Annotated in this window: 16 protein-coding genes and 1 other RNA gene; 7 read left to right on the top strand and 10 right to left on the bottom strand. The window is 65.6% G+C overall.

Translation table 11 applies throughout. From position 1 onward, the window contains the following. Positions 1–41 precede the first annotated feature (41 nt). Positions 42–1,973, bottom strand: coding sequence for a molecular chaperone DnaK (gene dnaK, locus RAN53_RS07915; RefSeq protein WP_305796273.1), 1,932 nt, complete (start codon positions 1,971–1,973; stop codon positions 42–44). A gap of 124 nt (positions 1,974–2,097) precedes the next feature. Continuing rightward, positions 2,098–2,727, bottom strand: coding sequence for a nucleotide exchange factor GrpE (gene grpE / locus RAN53_RS07910; RefSeq protein WP_305796272.1), 630 nt, complete (start codon positions 2,725–2,727; stop codon positions 2,098–2,100). 239 nt (positions 2,728–2,966) lie between these two features. Between grpE and recN the strand changes: the two genes are divergently transcribed. Further along, positions 2,967–4,640, top strand: coding sequence for a DNA repair protein RecN (recN, locus tag RAN53_RS07905; RefSeq protein WP_305796271.1), 1,674 nt, complete (start codon positions 2,967–2,969; stop codon positions 4,638–4,640). Between the two features lie 75 nt (positions 4,641–4,715). Here recN and fur read toward each other — a convergent pair whose 3' ends face one another. Continuing rightward, positions 4,716–5,162, bottom strand: a complete 447-nt coding sequence (gene fur / locus RAN53_RS07900) for a ferric iron uptake transcriptional regulator (protein ID WP_305796270.1) — start codon at positions 5,160–5,162, stop codon at positions 4,716–4,718. Positions 5,163–5,234: 72 nt separating this feature from the next. Between fur and RAN53_RS07895 the strand changes: the two genes are divergently transcribed. Further along, on the top strand, positions 5,235–5,660 hold the full coding sequence (locus RAN53_RS07895; RefSeq protein ID WP_305796269.1) for an outer membrane protein assembly factor BamE: 426 nt from the start codon (positions 5,235–5,237) through the stop codon (positions 5,658–5,660). A gap of 66 nt (positions 5,661–5,726) precedes the next feature. On the opposite strand, the gene RAN53_RS07890 is transcribed toward RAN53_RS07895, so the two are convergent. Both RAN53_RS07890 and RAN53_RS07885 read right to left on the bottom strand, forming a co-directional pair. Beyond that, positions 5,727–6,023 (bottom strand): RnfH family protein, encoded by a 297-nt coding sequence (locus RAN53_RS07890; RefSeq protein WP_305796268.1) that lies wholly within the window; start codon positions 6,021–6,023, stop codon positions 5,727–5,729. A 3-nt stretch (positions 6,024–6,026) separates the two neighbouring features. Next, the gene (locus tag RAN53_RS07885; protein WP_305796267.1) at positions 6,027–6,461 is read right to left on the bottom strand and encodes a type II toxin-antitoxin system RatA family toxin; all 435 of its coding nucleotides are present in this window, start codon (positions 6,459–6,461) and stop codon (positions 6,027–6,029) included. Positions 6,462–6,588: 127 nt separating this feature from the next. Between RAN53_RS07885 and smpB the strand changes: the two genes are divergently transcribed. Together smpB and ssrA are read left to right on the top strand one after the other, a co-directional pair. Next, a complete protein-coding gene (gene smpB / locus RAN53_RS07880) occupies positions 6,589–7,080 on the top strand; it encodes an SsrA-binding protein SmpB (protein ID WP_305796266.1) in 492 nt (163 codons plus the stop codon). Between the two features lie 40 nt (positions 7,081–7,120). After that, positions 7,121–7,501, top strand: a transfer-messenger RNA (tmRNA) gene (gene ssrA, locus RAN53_RS07875). 73 nt (positions 7,502–7,574) lie between these two features. Here the strand turns inward: ssrA and torD are convergent. The 5 genes from torD to RAN53_RS07850 all read right to left on the bottom strand — a co-directional run bounded on the left by torD (position 7,575) and on the right by RAN53_RS07850 (position 12,878). Further along, positions 7,575–8,264 carry a molecular chaperone TorD gene (gene torD, locus RAN53_RS07870; RefSeq protein ID WP_305796265.1) on the bottom strand — a complete coding sequence of 230 codons (690 nt, stop codon included), beginning with the start codon at positions 8,262–8,264 and terminating at the stop codon, positions 7,575–7,577. Next, positions 8,261–10,759 carry a trimethylamine-N-oxide reductase TorA gene (gene torA / locus RAN53_RS07865; RefSeq protein WP_305796264.1) on the bottom strand — a complete coding sequence of 833 codons (2,499 nt, stop codon included), beginning with the start codon at positions 10,757–10,759 and terminating at the stop codon, positions 8,261–8,263. The genes torD and torA overlap by 4 nt, the downstream gene beginning before the upstream one ends. Positions 10,760–10,778: 19 nt before the next feature. Continuing rightward, positions 10,779–11,963 (bottom strand): pentaheme c-type cytochrome TorC, encoded by a 1,185-nt coding sequence (gene torC / locus RAN53_RS07860; RefSeq protein WP_305796263.1) that lies wholly within the window; start codon positions 11,961–11,963, stop codon positions 10,779–10,781. 27 nt (positions 11,964–11,990) lie between these two features. Further along, entirely contained in the window at positions 11,991–12,173 is a 183-nt protein-coding gene (locus tag RAN53_RS07855) for a periplasmic nitrate reductase, NapE protein (protein ID WP_161431809.1), read from the bottom strand. Positions 12,174–12,332: 159 nt separating this feature from the next. After that, positions 12,333–12,878 carry a MarR family winged helix-turn-helix transcriptional regulator gene (locus RAN53_RS07850; protein WP_305796262.1) on the bottom strand — a complete coding sequence of 182 codons (546 nt, stop codon included), beginning with the start codon at positions 12,876–12,878 and terminating at the stop codon, positions 12,333–12,335. 273 nt (positions 12,879–13,151) lie between these two features. Between RAN53_RS07850 and RAN53_RS07845 the strand changes: the two genes are divergently transcribed. The 3 genes from RAN53_RS07845 (at position 13,152) to RAN53_RS07835 (ending at position 17,378) form a co-directional block, all read left to right on the top strand. Then, positions 13,152–14,612, top strand: coding sequence for an MFS transporter (locus RAN53_RS07845; RefSeq protein ID WP_305796261.1), 1,461 nt, complete (start codon positions 13,152–13,154; stop codon positions 14,610–14,612). Positions 14,613–14,694: 82 nt separating this feature from the next. Next, positions 14,695–15,864, top strand: a complete 1,170-nt coding sequence (locus tag RAN53_RS07840; protein ID WP_305796260.1) for a M20 aminoacylase family protein — start codon at positions 14,695–14,697, stop codon at positions 15,862–15,864. Positions 15,865–16,178: 314 nt separating this feature from the next. Further along, positions 16,179–17,378, top strand: coding sequence for a saccharopine dehydrogenase family protein (locus RAN53_RS07835; RefSeq protein WP_305796259.1), 1,200 nt, complete (start codon positions 16,179–16,181; stop codon positions 17,376–17,378). Positions 17,379–17,381 lie beyond the last annotated feature (3 nt).

Genomic DNA, 17,381 nt, shown 5'->3' with positions numbered 1-17,381 from the left:
GGTGTCATCCATGGCTTAGATGCGTAGTTCAGATGCGTGGTTTACTGCTTCTTCTGGTCGTCGTTGACTTCTTCATACTCGGCGTCGACCACGTCATCTTCGGGCTTGGCACCGGCGTCGCCTGCCTCGCCGCCAGCCTGCTGGCCAGCTTCAGCCTGGGCCGCGTACATCTTCTGCGCCAGGTTGCCGGAGGCTTCAGTCAGCTTGTCGAGCTTGGCCTGGATGTCGTCCTTGTCGTCACCCTTGATCGCCTCCTCGAGCTCCTTGGCGGCGCTCTCGATGGCTTCCTTCTCCTCGTCGCTGGCGTGCTCGCCGGCTTCTTCCACGGTCTTGCGCGCGGCGTGGACCATGCCATCGGCCTGGTTGCGCAGCTGCACCAGCTCCTCGAACTTCTTGTCCTCGTCGGCGTGGGCCTCGGCGTCGCGCTCCATCTGCTCGATCTCCTCATCGGAGAGACCGCTGGAGGCCTTGATGACGATGGACTGCTCCTTGCCGGTGGCCTTGTCCTTGGCGGACACGTTGAGGATGCCGTTGGCGTCCAGATCGAAGGCGACCTCGATCTGCGGCACGCCGCGCGGTGCCGGCGGGATGTCGGCCAGGTCGAAGCGGCCCAGCGACTTGTTGCCACCCGCCTGCTTGCGCTCGCCCTGCAGCACGTGGATGGTCACGGCCGTCTGGTTGTCATCCGCGGTCGAGAAGGTCTGGGTCTTCTTGGTCGGGATGGTGGTGTTCTTCTCGATCAGCGGGGTCATCACACCGCCGAGGGTCTCGATACCCAGGGTCAGCGGGGTGACGTCGAGCAGCAGCACGTCCTTGACGTCGCCGCCCAGCACGCCGCCCTGGATGGCGGCGCCCACGGCCACGGCCTCGTCCGGGTTGACGTCCTTGCGGGCGTCCTTGCCGAAGAAGTCGGCCACGGACTTCTGCACCATGGGCATACGGGTCTGGCCGCCGACCAGGATGACGTCGTCGATCTCGGAGGCGGACAGGCCGGCATCCTTGAGCGCGGTCTTGCAGGGTGCCAGGGATCGCTTGACCAGCTCCTCGACCAGTGACTCCAGCTTGGCGCGGGTCACCTTCACGTTGAGGTGCTTGGGACCGGTGTTGTCCGCCGTGACGTACGGCAGGTTGACGTCGGTCTGCTGGGCGCTGGAGAGCTCGATCTTGGCCTTCTCGGCGGCTTCCTTGAGGCGCTGCATGGCCAGGTTGTCGCCGGAGAGGTCGATGCCGCTGTCGGCCTTGAACTGATCGACCAGGTAGTTGATCAGCTGCATGTCGAAGTCTTCGCCACCCAGGAAGGTGTCGCCGTTGGTGGCCAGCACCTCGAACTGGGTCTCGCCGTCGACGTCCGCCACCTCGATGATGGAGATGTCGAAGGTGCCGCCGCCCAGGTCATAGACCGCGATGGTCTTGTCGCCACGCGACTTGTCCATGCCATAGGCCAGCGCCGCCGCGGTCGGCTCGTTGATGATGCGCTTGACCTCGAGGCCGGCGATGCGGCCGGCGTCCTTGGTGGCCTGACGCTGGCTGTCGTTGAAGTAGGCCGGCACAGTGATGACCGCCTCGGTGACTTCCTCACCCAGGTAGTCTTCGGCGGTCTTCTTCATCTTCTTCAGCACTTCGGCGCTGACCTGGGGCGGTGCCAGCTTCTTGCCCTTTACTTCCACCCAGGCGTCGCCGTTGTCGGCCTCGGCGATGGTGTAGGGCACCATCTTGATGTCCTTCTGGACGACGTCGTCCTTGAAGCGACGACCGATCAGGCGCTTGATGGCGTACAGGGTGTTCTCGGGGTTGGTGACCGCCTGGCGCTTGGCCGCCTGGCCCACCAGGATCTCACCGTCCTCGGTGTAGGCGATGATGGAGGGCGTGGTGCGGGCACCCTCGGCGTTCTCGATCACCTTGGCGCTGTCGCCGTCGAGCACGGCGACGCAGGAGTTGGTGGTGCCAAGGTCAATTCCGATGATGCGTCCCATAGGAAATCCTCGAAGTCGTGTGGTGTATTCAGGAGTCGTGTTCAGCGGCCTTCGCCGCGGAGTTGCCTTCTATCTGGGGGCCGCGGGAAGCATTTCAAGCCCCGCGCCCCGGAATTGTTGCCGTTCAGCCGGCGGCCTGGCTGACCACCACCATGGCCGGGCGCACCAGGCGGCCGTTGAGCAGGTAGCCCTTCTGAACCACCTCCATCACGCTGTTGGGGTCGAGTTCCGGGTTGGGCACCATGGCCATGGCCTCGTGGTACTGCGGGTCGAAGGGCTCGCCGGCGGGGTCCACCACCTCGACGCCGAACTTGCCGAGCACGTCGAGCTGCATCTTGAGGGTCATGGAGACGCCTTCGCGATGGGTCTCGCTGGCCTCGGCTTCCATCGCCTCCAGCGCCTTCTCCAGGCTGTCGACCACCGGCAGCAGTTCCTTGACGAACTTCTCCAGCGCGAACTTGCGGGCCTTCTCGGCCTCCTGCTCGGCGCGGCGGCGCACGTTCTGCGCCTCGGCGGCGGTGCGCAGCGCCTGGTCCTTGGCCTCGGCCACGCTCTGTTCGAGCTCCTCGACACGGGCGGCCAGCACCTCGGCCTCGGGGTTGTCGCCGGACGCGGCGGCCCGATCGGCCTGATCGGCGGCCTCGGCAACCTCCTCCAGCTCACCCTCCACGGGCTGGGGCTCGGCCTGGGGCTCCGCCTCCTCTTCCTGGCGCTTGAGCTCCTCGTCCAGCGGGGTCTGGGGATCTTTGGCCATGGGGTCTCTCCTGAAGCTCTGCTGTGAAATGCGGATGCGGCGGCCAGGGGCCGCCGACGTAACATGAATGTGGACGTGAATTGATTATGTCCGCTATATGGGGACGCCTCGACGGAACTCAAGGCATCGTGCGTGGCGAGTCGACCGTGCATTGTCGGAAATCCTGGACTACTGTATAAACACTCACATCATGTATGAATAACCAGGCAGCCGATATCAGGCCCGACCGGGGAGGCAGCATGCTGACGGAACTTGCCATTCGCGACTTCGCCATCGTCGATCATCTGGAGCTGGAGCTCGCCGGCGGCATGACCGCCATCACCGGCGAGACCGGCGCCGGCAAGTCGATCCTGCTCGGGGCCCTGGGCCTGTGCCTGGGCGAGCGCGCCGACGCCGCCAGCGTGCGCCATGGCCGCGATCGCGCCGATCTCTGCGCACGCTTCGATATCGCCGCCCTGCCCCAGGCCCGCGCCTGGCTGGCCGCCCGGGAGCTGCCCGACGACGACTGCCTGCTGCGCCGGGTGGTCAGTGCCAGCGGCCGCTCCAAGGCGTGGATCAACGGCCAGCCGGCCACCGTGGCCGACCTGCGCGCCCTGGGCGAGCACCTGATCGAGGTGCATGGCCAGCACGCCCACCAGCAGCTGCTGCGCGAGGAGACCCACCTGCGCCTGCTCGACGACTTCGCCGGCCACCGCGAGGCGGTGGGCGAGATGGCCGAGACCTTCCGCGCCTGGCAGGCCGCCCGCCGCCGGCTCAAGCGCCTGGCCGAGGATGGCGACGAGCTGTGCGCCCGCCGCCAGTTGGTGCACTACCAGGTCGAGGAGCTCGACCAGCTGGGGCTCGCCGAGGGCGAACTCAAGGCCCTGGAGGAGGAGCAGGAGGAGCTGGCCCATGCCGAGGAGCGCCTGCGCGAGACGCAGTTCGCCAGCGACTGCTGCGACAACGACGAGGGCGGCGCCATCGGCCTGCTCACCCAGGCGATCGGCCGACTCGAGGCGCTGCCCGGCTGCGAGCGAGGCCGCCTGGGGGAGGCGCTGGCCATGCTCGGCGAGGCGCGCATCCAGGTCGAGGAGGCGGCCCGCGAGTTGGCCCACTTCGCCGCGGACACCGAACTCGACCCGGAGCGCCTGGCCTGGGTGGACGAGCGCCTGGGCGCCGTGCACCGCCTGGCGCGCAAGCACCATGTGATGCCCGAGGAGCTGCTGGTGCTTCACCAGCGCCTGCATGCCGAGCTGGCGACGCTGGAGGGGAGCGACCAGGACCTGGACGCCCTCTCCGCCGAGGTCGAGGCGCTGCGCGAGCGCTGGAAGCGCCTGGCCCGCGAGGTGAGCGAGGCCCGTCGCCAGGCCGCCGACCGCTTCGGCGAGGCGGTGCAGGAGCAGCTCGCCTTCCTGGCCATGGGCAAGGCGCGCTTCGAGGTGGAGGTCAGCGAGCGCGAGGCGCCCGCCGCCGAGGGGCTCGACGCAATACGCTTCCTGATCGCGGCCAACCCCGGTCAGCCGGCACGGCCGCTGGCCAAGGTCGCCTCGGGTGGCGAGCTGTCACGCATCAGCCTGGCGATCCAGGTGGTGGCGGCGCGCCATTCCACCATCCCCAGCCTGGTGTTCGATGAGGTCGACGTGGGGGTCTCCGGCGCCACCGCCGAGATCGTCGGCCAGCTGTTGCGCCGGCTGGGCGAGTCGGGCCAGGTGTTGACCGTGACCCACCTGCCCCAGGTGGCCGCCCAGGCCCATCGCCATCTGCATATCGAGAAGCAGGCCGAGGGCGATACCACCCTGACCCGCATGGCGCTGCTCGACGAGGCCGGACGCGTGGGGGAACTGGCGCGCATGCTGGGCGGTGTCAACCTATCCGACCGCACCCTGGCCCATGCGCGGGAGATGCTCGACGCCAGCCAGCGCCCCCATCACTGAGCCCTGGCGAGTCCCCATACGACGACGGCCCCGATCGATGATCGGGGCCGTCGTGTTGCTGGCTGGCGCCACCGGCTACTTGCGCGGCGGACCATCCTGTCGGGTCACGCTGGAACCACGCGGGCGCACGTAGAGCACCAGGGCGTGATCGACGAGCTCGTAGCCATGCTCCTCGGCGATCTCCTGCTGACGGCGTTCGATCACCTCGTCGAAGAACTCGACGATCTCGCCGCTCTCCAGGCACACCATATGGTCGTGATGCTCCTCCTGGGAGATCTCGAACACGGCGTGGCCGCCATCGAAGTTGTGGCGAACCACCAGGCCCGCGGTCTCGAACTGGGTCAGCACGCGGTAGACGGTGGCCAGGCCCACGTCTTCACCGGCATCCAGCAGCGTCTTGTAGACATCCTCGGCGCTCATGTGGTGCTCGCCCTGAGCGCTCTCGAGGATCTGCAGAATCTTGACGCGCGGCAGGGTCACCTTCAGACCGGCCTTGCGTAATTCATGGTTCTGGTCGGCCATGGTTGCTCTTCGCAGTAACGGGTAGGGTCGGGTATGATCGACCGAAACCACGATAGTGAAGAACAGGCGCAAATGCAAAAGTTGACCAGAATCATCACCCTTTTCGCGGCCCTGCTGATGGCCAGCGGCTGCAGCTACTTCGGTGTCTACAAGCGCGACATCCCCCAGGGCAACCTGGTGACCGCCGGGATGGTGGAACAGCTGCGCACGGGCATGACCCGCGACGACGTCGTCTACGTGATGGGCAGCCCGCTGCTGGAGGCACCCTTCGACGCCAGCCAGTGGGACTACGTCTTCTATCTGGACAAGGCCTACGAGGACATCGAACGGCGCCGGGTGACCCTGACCTTCGATGGCAATCGCCTGGTGGACATCCAGCGCGAGGGCGACCTCGACGAGGCGATCGAGATGCGCCAGAGCGAAGGCGGCCCGCTGCCGGAGGGTAGCACCTCTGCGCCGCTGGTGACGCCCAACGCGGCGCCCGCCGACCAGCGCTGACGGCGGCCAGCACCCCCTGACAGCATGGCCAACCGACGCCCCGCCGCGCACCAGCCCGGCGGGGCGTCAGTCTCTGTTGTTGGCGCGCGCCAGACGCGCCGCCTTGGGGTCGATGATCAGCGCACGGTAGACCTCGACACGGTCACCGGCGCGCAGGCGGTAATCCTCCGGCTCGCGCAAGCGCTTGCCGAACAGGCCCAGGTCGGGGTCGCTGAAGGTGTCGGCGGGCAACTCGGGGAAGTGTGACGGCAGGTCGGCCAGCGCCACGGCCTCGCGGGCGGTGGTGCCGAGCGGCACCCGCAGGCTGATGACGCGCTGCCTGTCGGGCCGCGCGAAGGCCACCTCGATATCGATCGTGGCCATCCCTCAGCGCCCGTAGAGATCGTTGGCGCGGCGCGTGAAGGAGTCGACCAGCTGGCCGGCCACCTGCTGGAACAGCTTGCCGAAGGCCATGCCGAGCAGACGATTGGCGAACTCGAACTCCATCTCCAGGCTCACCTTGCAGGCCTGCTCGCCCATCGGCGTGAACAGCCAGCGGCCACGCAGGCGCTTGAAGGGCCCGCTGACCAGCGACATCTCGATGCGCTCGGGCTCGATCAGGTCGTTGCGGGTCATGATGCTCTGCTCGATGCCGGCACGCCCCAGGGTCATCTCGCCGATCAGGTGAGACTCGTCGCGCTCCACCAGGCGCGCACGACGGCAGCCCGGCAGGAACTCGGGATAGCGTTCGAAATCGTTGACCAGATCGAACATCTCCTGGGGGGTATGCCGCACCATGGCGGTTCGGTTGACCGTTGGCATTGCGCTCCTCGCTGACTTCACGGTGCCCAGGGCGTATCATGGGCCGTCATTTCAGGCCTTGAATGGTACCACGCTTCCCCCCATCTCGGAGGGAGCCGCCACGGGCAAGGACACGATACGAGGTTTCATGGCCAACAAGAAAGGCAAGGGCAAGGGCCCCGGCAGCAACGTCATCGCCTTGAACAAGAAGGCGCGCTTCGAATACCACATCGAAGAGAGCTTCGAGGCCGGCCTGGTGCTGGCCGGCTGGGAGGTCAAGAGCCTGCGTGCGGGCAAGGCCCAGCTGACCGACACCTACATCCTGGTCAAGAACGGCGAAGCCTGGCTGCTGGGCAGCCATATCCTGCCGCTCAACACCGCCAGCACCCACGAGGTGGCCGACCCCACGCGCACGCGCAAGCTGCTGCTGCACAGGAAGGAGATCGCCAGGATCTTCTCGCGCACCCAGGACAAGGGCCACACCTGCGTGCCGCTCAAGCTCTACTGGAAGGGTAACCGGGTGAAGTGCGAGTTGGCGCTGGTGACCGGCAAGAAGCTGCACGACAAGCGCGCCACCGAGAAGGACCGCGACTGGCAGCGCCAGAAGGGGCGCATCATGCGGGAACAAAACCGCGCCTGATCTGTCATAAGTTCGGACATCCTGTTAGGATGCCAGTTAAGGGGGCGACATGGTTTCGACGCCGGTGACAACCCCTGCGGTGCATGCCGAGAGCGTGATGTATCTCGTAAATCCAACATCACGACTAAATAGTCGCAAACGACGACAACTACGCTCAGGGCGCGCTGGCAGCTTAATAGCTGTTAGCTTCTAGTCCGGCCCCGAAGTGATGTGCCCATTCATCACGGAGGGGATACGAGCCAAGAATGATGGGATCGCAATCGGTAGCGTCCTCATGCCGGTCGTTAAACTTAAGAGGAATCGCGTCGCTGGATCCTGACCGTCGGAGCCAGAGACGTTAAATCAAATGACGGAATCTAAGCATGTAGAGCCAATGGGCGCGTGCTGGCGGACGCGGGTTCAATTCCCGCCGCCTCCACCAAACCCCAAAAGAATCAGGCGCCTAAGGGCGCCTTTTTCTTTGCCAATCAATATCTCTGCGACGTCCTGGACCTTCACGCCGACCTTACACGCCCTGCCAGGCGGCGACAGTAGGCATCGGTCAATGCCAGCAGGGCGGGATAGAAATCGCTGGCCGTCTTCACCCCGGCGCTCCTGGCCACCAGCTTGGGTAGCCAGGCGCAGAGCTCATGCTCTAGGAATGACTCGATATCCTGGCGCAGCGCCTCGGCCTCGGGGCCCCGTGCCTCGGCAAGCACCGTCACGCGGGTGGCGAGGTAATCGAGCATCACGGCCAGATGATCGGCGGGCTCGCCCACCTCGCGCCTGACCGTATACCCCGCTTGCGCCAGCCGCGCCTCCATGCGCTGCGCCGGGGCACCGATGAAGCCCGGGCGGTCATCGAGATACAGCGAGGCATAGGGCGGCGCCCCGGTGCGGGCATCCGCCAGGAAGAGCTCGGCGAAGTCGGCCGCCAGCTCGAGCCGGGGCGTGGTGAACATCACCAGCCGCGACAGCGCCTGGTCGAGACGCGAGAGCTCACTGGACATGCCATGGGCATCGCCCAGGAAGTCGAGGAAGGGCGCGGCCTCCCCCCCGCGGTAGCGCGCCAGCGTCGGCTCATCCAGCTCGGCGCCGAGCAGGGTCGCCAGCCAGCGGCACAGCAGGCTCTCGGACTCCCAGTCGATCGACGAGCCGCCCGCCTCCCGGCGGGCAGCGGCCAGATACGGGGTCTGCTGGCTCATATCTCCACCATGGTCGGTCCGCCGAAGGCCGTCACCGCGGGCGCATCACCCTCGAAGCGTTCGATCTCCACGATGCAGGTGTTGGCGCTCGGCGCCTGGGCCAGCTGGGAGGTGCCCACGTCGAGGGTCAGGGTGTTGGGATCGCCGTAGGTATCCAGGGCGCCGATTTCCGGCCCCACCGGCCCGTACCAGGCGCCCTCCTGGATGCGCACCACGCCGGGCGGGAAATCGTCGGACACCACGGCCCCGGCCAGCAGCTGGCCACGGTCGTTGTAGGCCCGCACCAGGTCGCCATCCTGAATCCCCCGCGACGCGGCATCCTGGGGACTGATGAAGATCGGCTCACGCCCCTGCACCGCATAGGTGGCACGCAGCTCCTCGGACTCGCACATCTGCGAGTGGAGCCGCTTGTCGGGGTGCACCGACTGCAGCCACAGCGGGTAACGGTCGGAGTTGGGGCCACCGTGGGAGCGCTCCGCCTTCTCCATCCAGGTCGGATGGCCGCGGCAATCATCATAGCCATAGCGGGCGATCTTGCGGCTGGAGATCTCGATGAAGCCGGATGGCGTCCCCAGCGCATTGACCTCGGGGGCCTGCCGGAAGTCGGCGTGGCGCACCCAGTTCTCCCCGGGACCGAAATCGACATAGCCCTCCTTCCAGAACTCCGCGAACTCCGGCATGGAGGAGGTCGACTGGTCGCCGGTGGGGGCAGGAACGAACGACTTGTTCGCCTCGCGACACTCGTCGTAGAGCTTCTTGACCCAGCCCATCTCGTCCAGGCCCTGGCGATATTCCTCGTCGCGTCCGAAGCGCCGGCACAGGTCGGTGAAGATGTCGAAGTCGCTGCGCGAATGAAACAGCGGATCCACCAGCTTGTGCATGGCCAGCACGCCGCGATTGGAGTAGGAGCCGTAGATATCGATATCGTTACGCTCGAACTGGGTGCAGGCCGGCAGCACCAGGTCGGAGAAGCGGCAGGTGGCGTTCCAGGCATAGTCGACGGTGACCACCGTCTCGAGCTTGTGGAAGGCCTGCTTCATGCGGTTGTGGTCCTGGTGGTGGTGCCAGGGGTTGCAGCCGCTGAAGACGCACATGCGGATATCGGGGAAGGTGACCTCGGCGCCGTTGTACTGGATGGTCTCCCCGGGGTTGAGCAGGCAGTCGATCCAGCGCGCCACCGGAATGGTCGAGGCGGCCCCCTGGAAATCGGTGTTGGTATGCTCGGGGGTCTTGCCGGCGTCAACGTTGCGCGGGAAGGCGCCCGGGGCGCTCGCCCCCGAGGAGGGCACACCGATGGAGCTGTAGTGGTGGCCATAGCTGATGCCGCCGCCGGGAAGGCCGATCTGTCCCAGCATGGTGGCCAGCACGGCCCCCATCCAGTAGGGCTGCTCGCCGTGCTGCTGGCGCTGAATCGCCCAGCCGAACAGCAGCTGGGTGCGGTCGGCGGCCAGCAGGCGGCTGAACTCGCGGATCTGTTCGGCGGGAACGCCGCAGATGGCCTCGGCCCACTCCGGCGTCTTGGCCTCGCCGTCGTCGGCCTCACCCTGGACATAGGCGATGAAGTCGTCGAAGCCCAGCGCATAGGCGTCGATGAACTCCTGGCTGTAGAGCCCCTCGTTGTAGAGGGTGTGCGCCATGCCCAGCATGAAGGCCACGTCGGTCATCGGGTTGATATACAGCTGCTCGCAACCGAGGTACTTCTGCGTCTTGGTGCGCACCGGGTCGACGCTGATCACGCGGATGCTGCCTTCCGCCACCCTGGCCTTGAGCTGCTCCAGGTAGGCATAGGACTCGTGGGTCTCGCAGTTCCACCCCACCTGCAGGTTCTTGTAGGGGTCGTTGCCCCACAGCACCACGGTCTTGCTGTTCTCCAGGATCAGCGGCCAGGAGGTGCCCTGGCTGTAGACCTCGGTGGAGCCGAGCACGTAGGGCAGGATCACCTGCCCGGCACCCGTGGAGTAATCCCCCACCTTCTTGACGAAGTCGCCATGCATGGCCACCGCACGCTGCATGTGGTTACCGCAGCTGTGCACCTGCCCCGTCTGCCGCCAGCCGGTAGCCCCGGCGTAGAGCGCCCAGGGGCCATAGTCGGTCTGGATGCGTTCCAGCTCCTCGTGGAAGAGGTCCAGGGCCGCATCCCAGGTCAGGCGCACGAAGCGGTTGTCACCCCGGGTGGTGCGATCGCCGTTATGGCGGTTCTTCAGCCACTCCAGGCGCACCATGGGGTAGCGGATACGCGACGGGTTGTAGATCAACCCCTTGATGCCGTTGAGCATCTCGGTGGGGTACTGGTCGGCGCCGAACGGCTTCACCTCGGCCACCTTGCCCCCCTTCACCAGGGCGTTCATGGCCCCCCAGTGGGAGCCGGCCGTCTTCCAGACGCCCTGCTCGGTCACCCCGGCGGCGGCGGTGCCGGTGAGCAGCCCTGGGCCGATCAGTGAGGCGGCGGAGCCGGCCATGGCTCCCTTGAGGAAACTTCTACGGCTGATAGTCATGAGAGCTCCTTAGGCAGCATCAGTGGGCACCGTCGGCATAATCGGAGGAGTGCATCTGCAGGTACTTCAGTACCAATTCCTGGGTGCCTGCACTCATGTTGGTGAACCCCACCATGCCCGAGAACATCGCCGGCCAGGTGTTGGCATCGAAATGCTCGGGTGCCGGTTCGGTGTGGCAGACACTACAGCCATCGCGGTAGGTCTGTCCGGCGGTCTCCCAGAGGGCATCGCGGGTTTCGAGATAGACCCCCTTCTCGGCCCACAGCTCCAGGGTCACCCTGCCCCAGGGCAGGCCGGTCATCTCATCGACCACATCGGTCTCCTGGACCTCGATCAGGGCATCATCCTGGGCGACGTCCTTGTTCAGCACGGCGCTGCTGATATTCTGGCCGAAGTCCTCGTAGAGCACGCGGCCGAAGCCCTTCTCCTTGCGCCACGCCGGGATCTCCAGCTTCACGCTGTCACCCTGGGTATCGACGATATGGACCTCGGTGGCCACCTGCAGGACGCCGGCGCGCTCGGTGAGCTCGGCATCCCGGAACAGATCCACGGACTTGGCGCTGTAGTAGGTCTCCCCCTCATCCACACTGACCGAGGTGGCTTCGCGTACCAGGCGGGCCAGCATGGGGTCCTCGCTGCCCATCTGCTCCGGCAGCTTGTGGGCGATGCCCTTGTGGCAGTCGATGCAGCTCTGGTCACGTTCGGCGGCGGGTTCCATGAAACGCCGCGCCTCGTCGGACATCTGGTCCCAGTCCATGCTGTTGTAGTCGTGGCAGCTGCGGCACTCCAGGGAGCCGTTGGCCTTGAACCGCGCCCACTCGTGCTGGGCCAGCTCCAGGCGCTTCTCCTCGAACTTCTCGGGGGTATCGATGGTGCCGAAGATGGCGCCCCAGACCTCCTTGCTCGCCTGCATCTTGCGGGCGATCTTGGCGGTCCAGCCATGGGGCACGTGACAGTCGGAACAGATGGCCCGCACCCCGGTGCGGTTGGACCAATGCACGGTGCTCTGCAGCTCCTGGTAGACGTTGTCCTCCATCTCGTGGCAGCTGACGCAGAACTCCTCCGTATTGGTGTACTCCATGGCGGTATTGAAACCGCCCCAGAACACGATGCCGGCGAAGAAGCTGACAATGATGATGACCCCCAGGCCGATATGCACAGGGGGTTTCTTCAGGGTGTTCCACAGCGTTGCAAGGATCTTCATGACTCGTCTCTCTTGTTCAGTAGGGGCTTAACCGCCATGTCCGGGCGGGCCCAGCACGAAGACCTGCAGCATCCACACCACGAAGCCATAGCCGCCCACGACGGCAATGGTCAGCAGTGGCACGACGACCGCCGTGACGAACAGAAAGGCCAGCCACTCTCGCCGCTTGCCACCGGAGCCCGTTTCGTTCTCGCTCTTGACCTCTGCCATATTGCCCCCTCACAGGTCAGCCAACACAAAGTCGGCATGCGCCAGCGCGCATGCTCATAACGCCGAATCGATGAATACGCAGAAGGTAACAGCCTGCCGGGGAATAGCCATGACATTCATCAAGAAAGCTCTACTTAGATATGATACTTGGCGATATCATCAGTCCACCGAGCCTGGCTTGCCTCGGGACCCACCACGCATCGCGCCATCCTGGTGGCCAGGCTCGCCATCGACGCCGCTCTCGAAGGCCGCCAGCTTCTGCTCGTACGCCTCCGAGCGAATCCATGCCGCCAGGCGCTCCAGCAGAGCATCCAGCTGGTGCGCCTCGGTGGTCTCAAGGGGGGCCAGCAGCACCTGCTCGAGGTCGTCCGATAGCCGCCTGGCCACCTCGCGCTTGGCGTCGCCCTCCGGGGTGGTGAAGAGGCGAAAGCGACGCGCATCCGCCGGGTCGTTCTCACGCCTCACCAGCTCCTGCTTGATCAGCCGCTGGATGATGCGTGACGTGAGGCTGCGCTCCATGCGGGCCTGACGGGAGAGCTCGACGAAGGTGATGCCCGGGTGCTGGCCGATGATCCGCAGCACCCGCACCTCGTGAACCTTGAGGCCTGCACGGGCCTGGAAGATATCATCGTTGGCGCGAATCGCCTCCTGGGCCAGAATATCTAGACGAAAGGTCAACCTCTCGCGACTGAATGGCTTTTCCACCCCCTTCCTCCTCGATCTTTTTTTACGACACTCGCGACATGGCGATGTCCACATTGGCAGCGTGCGGCGCATCGTATGGATACTGCCTATGATAGGCATAGTGGCCTGCGGGTTAATTGACCCATGTCAATGCTCTCAATCGGCAACTATCTTAATCTGATCCCAAGAGCAGCCCGGTTCGAGCCGAAACACCCGACTCGCTCCCTTCACTGCTCCTTCGTGGCTGTACCGGCACCGGCACAGCCTTGAGCGAGCCAATCGAGGATCGTCGTCATGACCCAACCCGCTACCACCTACCAGGGTACCGACAGACTGCTGTTCGGCATCATCCTGGGCGTCCTGGCCTTCTGGCTGTTCGCCCAGACCACTCTCAATATCGCCCCCACCATGGCCGCCGACCTGGGGGTCGAACAGAATCTCATGAATATCGCGGTGTCGATCACGGCACTCTTCTCGGGCATCTTCATCGTCGTCGTCGGCGGCCTCGCCGACCGCATCGGCCGCGTCAAGACGGTGATGTGGGGCTTCATCTTCTCCATCGTCGGCTCGCTGCTGATCGGCCTGGCCCCCTCGGGCTCGCTGGGCAGCAGCTTCCTGATGGTGGGTCGCGTCTGCCAGGGCCTCTCTGGCGCCTTCATCATGCCGGCGTCCCTGGCGCTGGTGAAGGAGTACTGGGAAGGCGCCGGCCGCCAGCGCGCCATCTCCTACTGGTCCATGGGCTCCTGGGGCGGCTCCGGCTTTGCCGCCCTGTTCGGCGGCCTGATGGCGCAGAATGTGGGCTGGCGTTGGATCTTCATCATCGCCGCCGCCCTCTCCGTGGTGGGCATGCTGATGGTGCGTGGCACCCCGGAGTCCAAGGCCGAGAACAAGGGCGCCTACAAGTTCGACCTGGTGGGCGTGATCACCTTCATGGTGACCATGGTCGCGCTCCAGGTGCTCGCCACCCAGGGCAGCGCGTTCGGCTGGACCAGCATGGCCTCGCTGAGCCTGATGGCCATCGTCTTCGTGTTCGGCGCCATCTTCTTCAAGGTCGAAGCCGGCAATCCCAATGCCTTCGTCCAGTTCCGCCTGTTCCGCAACAGCACCTACACCGGCGCTACCATCTCCAACATGCTGCTCAATGCCACCGCGGGCATCATCATCGTCGCCATGCTGGTCCTGCAGCAGGGCGGCGGTATCTCGGCCCAGCAGGCCGGCCTGCTGACCCTGGGCTACGCGATCTCCATCCTCGCCTTCATCCGCGTCGGTGAGAAGCTGCTGCAGCGCTTCGGCCCGCGCAAGCCGATGCTGTGGGGCTGCTATATCGTCGGCATGGCCATCGTGCTGCTGATGCCCACCAACCTGATGCTGGGCAGCTACAAGATCCTCGCCGTGATCGCCTTCTCGCTGTTCGGCGTCGGCCTGGCCTTCTACGCCACCCCCTCCACCGATGCCGCGCTCTCCAACCTGCCCGCCGACCAGTCCGGTGCCGGCGCCGGCATCTACAAGATGGCCTCCTCCATGGGCGCCTCCTTCGGCGTGGCGATCGCCTCGGCGATCTACACCGCCATCGCGGGCAACAACGCCGGCGTGCGCTGGATCGAAGGGGTGATCAGCTTCGTCGGCAATCAGGCCAACCTGGCCTCGCGGGAAGGCGCCTTCTTCGCCCTGCTGGTCATGCTGATCATGCTGCTGGTCGCCATCGCCTCCATCGTGCTGACCATCCCCAAGGGTCGCCCGGCGGACAAGGCCTGACACCTCTGCCCGCCGGCCGAGCGGCCGGCGAGCATCAACCGACTGTTGCTTCAATCGAATATAGATCGAAGAGGAAAGAGACATGAATGCCATCGTCAAGGAAATCAAGCAGAACGAAACCCAGCTCCGCGAGTGGTTCGAGCATCTCCACCGTCACCCCGAGCTTTCCATGCAGGAGTCACAGACCGCCAAGTACATCGAGGAGACCCTGCGCAGCCTGGGCGCCTATGAGATCGAGACCGGCGTCGGCAAGCACGGCATCGTCGCCTCGCTGAAGGTCGGCGACAGCGACCGAGCCATCGGGCTGCGCGCCGACTTCGACGCCCTGCCGATCCAGGAAAGCAATGACCTGGACTATCGCTCGGAAACCGCCGGCGTCTCGCACCTCTGCGGCCATGACGGCCATACCACCATGCTGCTGGCCGCCGCCAGGCAGCTGGCCGAGACCCGCAACTTCGACGGCACCGTGCACCTGATCTTCCAGCCGGCGGAGGAGACCATGGAGGGCAGCCCGGCGATGATCGCCGACGGCCTGTTCGAGCGCTTCCCGATGGACGCCGTGTTCGGCATGCACAACATGCCCGGACTGGAGCTCGGCAAGCTCTACTTCACGGAAGGCGACACCATGGCCGCGGTGGACAACTGGGAGGTGGAGATCACCGGCAAGGGCGGTCACGGCGCCTTCCCCGAGCATGCCATCGACCCGGTGGTCGCCGGCTCCTCGCTGGTGATGGCGCTGCAGACCATCGTCGCCCGCAACGTGGCCCCCGCCCACCGCGCCGTGGTCACCGTGGGCGCCTTCCAGTCTGGCCAGGCCGGCAACGTGATCGCTCACAGCGCCATCCTGCGCCTCTCGATCCGCACCACCACCCCAGAGGATCGCGAGATGGTGCTGGGCAACATCCGCCGCCTGATCCAGCAGCAGAGCGAATCCTTCGGCTGCACCTCCGAGATCCGCGAGGGCGTGCCGGGTGCGGTGCTCACCAACGACCCCGAGGAGACCCGCAAGGCGGCCGCCATCGCCCGTGAGGCCTTCGGCGAGGAGCTGGTGTTCGAGGAGGGCCCCACCTACCTGGGCTCCGAGGACTTCGCCTTCATGCTGCAGCAGCAGAAGGGCACCTACTGCTTCCTGGGTAACGGCGACACCCCCTTCGTCCACCACCCGGAGTACGTGTTGAACCCGGAGATCCTGCCCATCGGCGCGGCCTACTGGGTGGCCCTCACCGAGGGCTACCTGCCCAAGCAGGGCTGAGGCTCGGCACCCGCTGCGCCACGGGGCGATTCCGCCCCGTGGCGCCTTGCTATGGACGGCTTCTTCACGCAAAACGGCGGGCAGAGAAGCCTCGAAGGCATCGGCAGCAACGCTACGACCAAGGTCGCAGGCTTGACGCGAAAACCGCTTGCGGCCAGCCTCAAGGGGCGCCATCATCGGCACCCACTCGCCAGCCCCTCTGCGGGGCGGCCGGGCGAGGCCAAGACCGGGGTGGCATCGGGTCGGGGTGCGCTGTGGCGGCCCACTACCGATAAGACCCTACTGTTGACATTTCCCGTTCTGGATTCCTACCCATGAGCAAAGTCCTGATTATCGGCGCCGGCGGCGTCGGCGGTGTCGTCACTCACAAGTGCGCCCAGCATCCCGAGGTCTTCAGCGAGATCCTGCTGGCCAGCCGCAACGAAGAGAAGTGCAAGGCGATCGCCGCCCAGCTGGATCGCCCGATCCAGACCGCCCGGGTGGACGCCGACAGCGTCGATGAACTGGTCGCGCTGATCGAGTCGTTCCAGCCCGACGTGCTGATCCACGTGGCCCTGCCCTATCAGGACCTGACCATCATGGAGGCGTGCCTGCGCACCGGCGTGCCCTACCTGGACACCGCCAACTACGAGCACCCCGACGAGGCCAAGTTCGAGTACAAGGAGCAGTGGGCCTTCCAGGATCGCTATGCCAAGGCCGGCAACATGGCCACCCTGGGCTGCGGCTTCGACCCGGGCATGACCAACATCTACTGCGCCTACGCCCAGAAGAACCTGTTCGACGAGATACAGCGCATCGATATCCTGGATGCCAACGGCGGCGACCACGGCTACCCCTTCGCCACCAACTTCAACCCGGAGATCAACATTCGCGAGATCACCGCGAATGGCCGCTACTGGGAGAAGGGCGAGTGGAAGGAGACCGCGCCGCTGGCCGAGAAGCGCACCTTCGACTTCGACGGCATCGGCGAGAAGGACCTCTACCTGCTCTACCACGAGGAGCTCGAGTCCCTCAGCCGCAACATCAAGGGCCTGGAGCGCATCCGCTTCTGGATGACCTTCTCCGACAAGTACATCACCCATCTGAAGGTGCTCGAGAACGTCGGCATGACCCGCATCGAGCCGATCGAGGTGAACGGCTGCGAGATCTCGCCGCTGCAGTTCCTCAAGGCGGTGCTGCCCGACCCGGCGTCGCTGGGGCCGCGCACCAAGGGCAAGACCAACATCGGCGTGATCCTCGACGGCATCAAGGATGGACAGCGCCGCAAGGTGTACATCTACAACATCTGCGACCACGAGGCCTGCTACCGCGAGGTGCAATCCCAGGCGATCTCCTACACCACCGGCGTGCCGGCGGTGACCGGCGCCATGCTGATGCTGGAAGGGATCTGGAAGGGCGATGGCGTGTTCAACGTCGAGCAGCTCGACCCCGACCCCTTCATGGAGCGCATCGGCGAGATGGGCCTGCCGTGGCAGATGGTCGAGCTCGACCCCGACCACGACCCGCTGGCCTGAGTC

It is taken from the genome of Halomonas sp. SSL-5 (assembly GCF_030708455.1).
Lineage (GTDB): Bacteria > Pseudomonadota > Gammaproteobacteria > Pseudomonadales > Halomonadaceae > Halomonas.
Note: the sequence above shows the minus strand (reverse complement) of the source record. Positions and strands in the feature narration are given on the sequence as shown.

Bases quoted from the DNA above. Each gene is read 5' to 3' on its own strand.
- fur (WP_305796270.1), bottom strand. From the start codon at position 5,162: ATGGCCGACCAGAACCATGAATTACGCAAGGCCGGTCTGAAGGTGACC.
- grpE (WP_305796272.1), bottom strand. From the start codon at position 2,727: ATGGCCAAAGATCCCCAGACCCCGCTGGACGAGGAGCTCAAGCGCCAG.
- torC (WP_305796263.1), bottom strand. From the start codon at position 11,963: ATGAAGATCCTTGCAACGCTGTGGAACACCCTGAAGAAACCCCCTGTG.
- RAN53_RS07855 (WP_161431809.1), bottom strand. From the start codon at position 12,173: ATGGCAGAGGTCAAGAGCGAGAACGAAACGGGCTCCGGTGGCAAGCGG.
- RAN53_RS07835 (WP_305796259.1), top strand. From the start codon at position 16,179: ATGAGCAAAGTCCTGATTATCGGCGCCGGCGGCGTCGGCGGTGTCGTC.
- RAN53_RS07845 (WP_305796261.1), top strand. From the start codon at position 13,152: ATGACCCAACCCGCTACCACCTACCAGGGTACCGACAGACTGCTGTTC.
- torD (WP_305796265.1), bottom strand. From the start codon at position 8,264: ATGAGCCAGCAGACCCCGTATCTGGCCGCTGCCCGCCGGGAGGCGGGC.
- smpB (WP_305796266.1), top strand. From the start codon at position 6,589: ATGGCCAACAAGAAAGGCAAGGGCAAGGGCCCCGGCAGCAACGTCATC.
- RAN53_RS07890 (WP_305796268.1), bottom strand. From the start codon at position 6,023: ATGGCCACGATCGATATCGAGGTGGCCTTCGCGCGGCCCGACAGGCAG.
- RAN53_RS07885 (WP_305796267.1), bottom strand. From the start codon at position 6,461: ATGCCAACGGTCAACCGAACCGCCATGGTGCGGCATACCCCCCAGGAG.
- recN (WP_305796271.1), top strand. From the start codon at position 2,967: ATGCTGACGGAACTTGCCATTCGCGACTTCGCCATCGTCGATCATCTG.
- torA (WP_305796264.1), bottom strand. From the start codon at position 10,759: ATGACTATCAGCCGTAGAAGTTTCCTCAAGGGAGCCATGGCCGGCTCC.
- RAN53_RS07840 (WP_305796260.1), top strand. From the start codon at position 14,695: ATGAATGCCATCGTCAAGGAAATCAAGCAGAACGAAACCCAGCTCCGC.
- dnaK (WP_305796273.1), bottom strand. From the start codon at position 1,973: ATGGGACGCATCATCGGAATTGACCTTGGCACCACCAACTCCTGCGTC.
- RAN53_RS07895 (WP_305796269.1), top strand. From the start codon at position 5,235: ATGCAAAAGTTGACCAGAATCATCACCCTTTTCGCGGCCCTGCTGATG.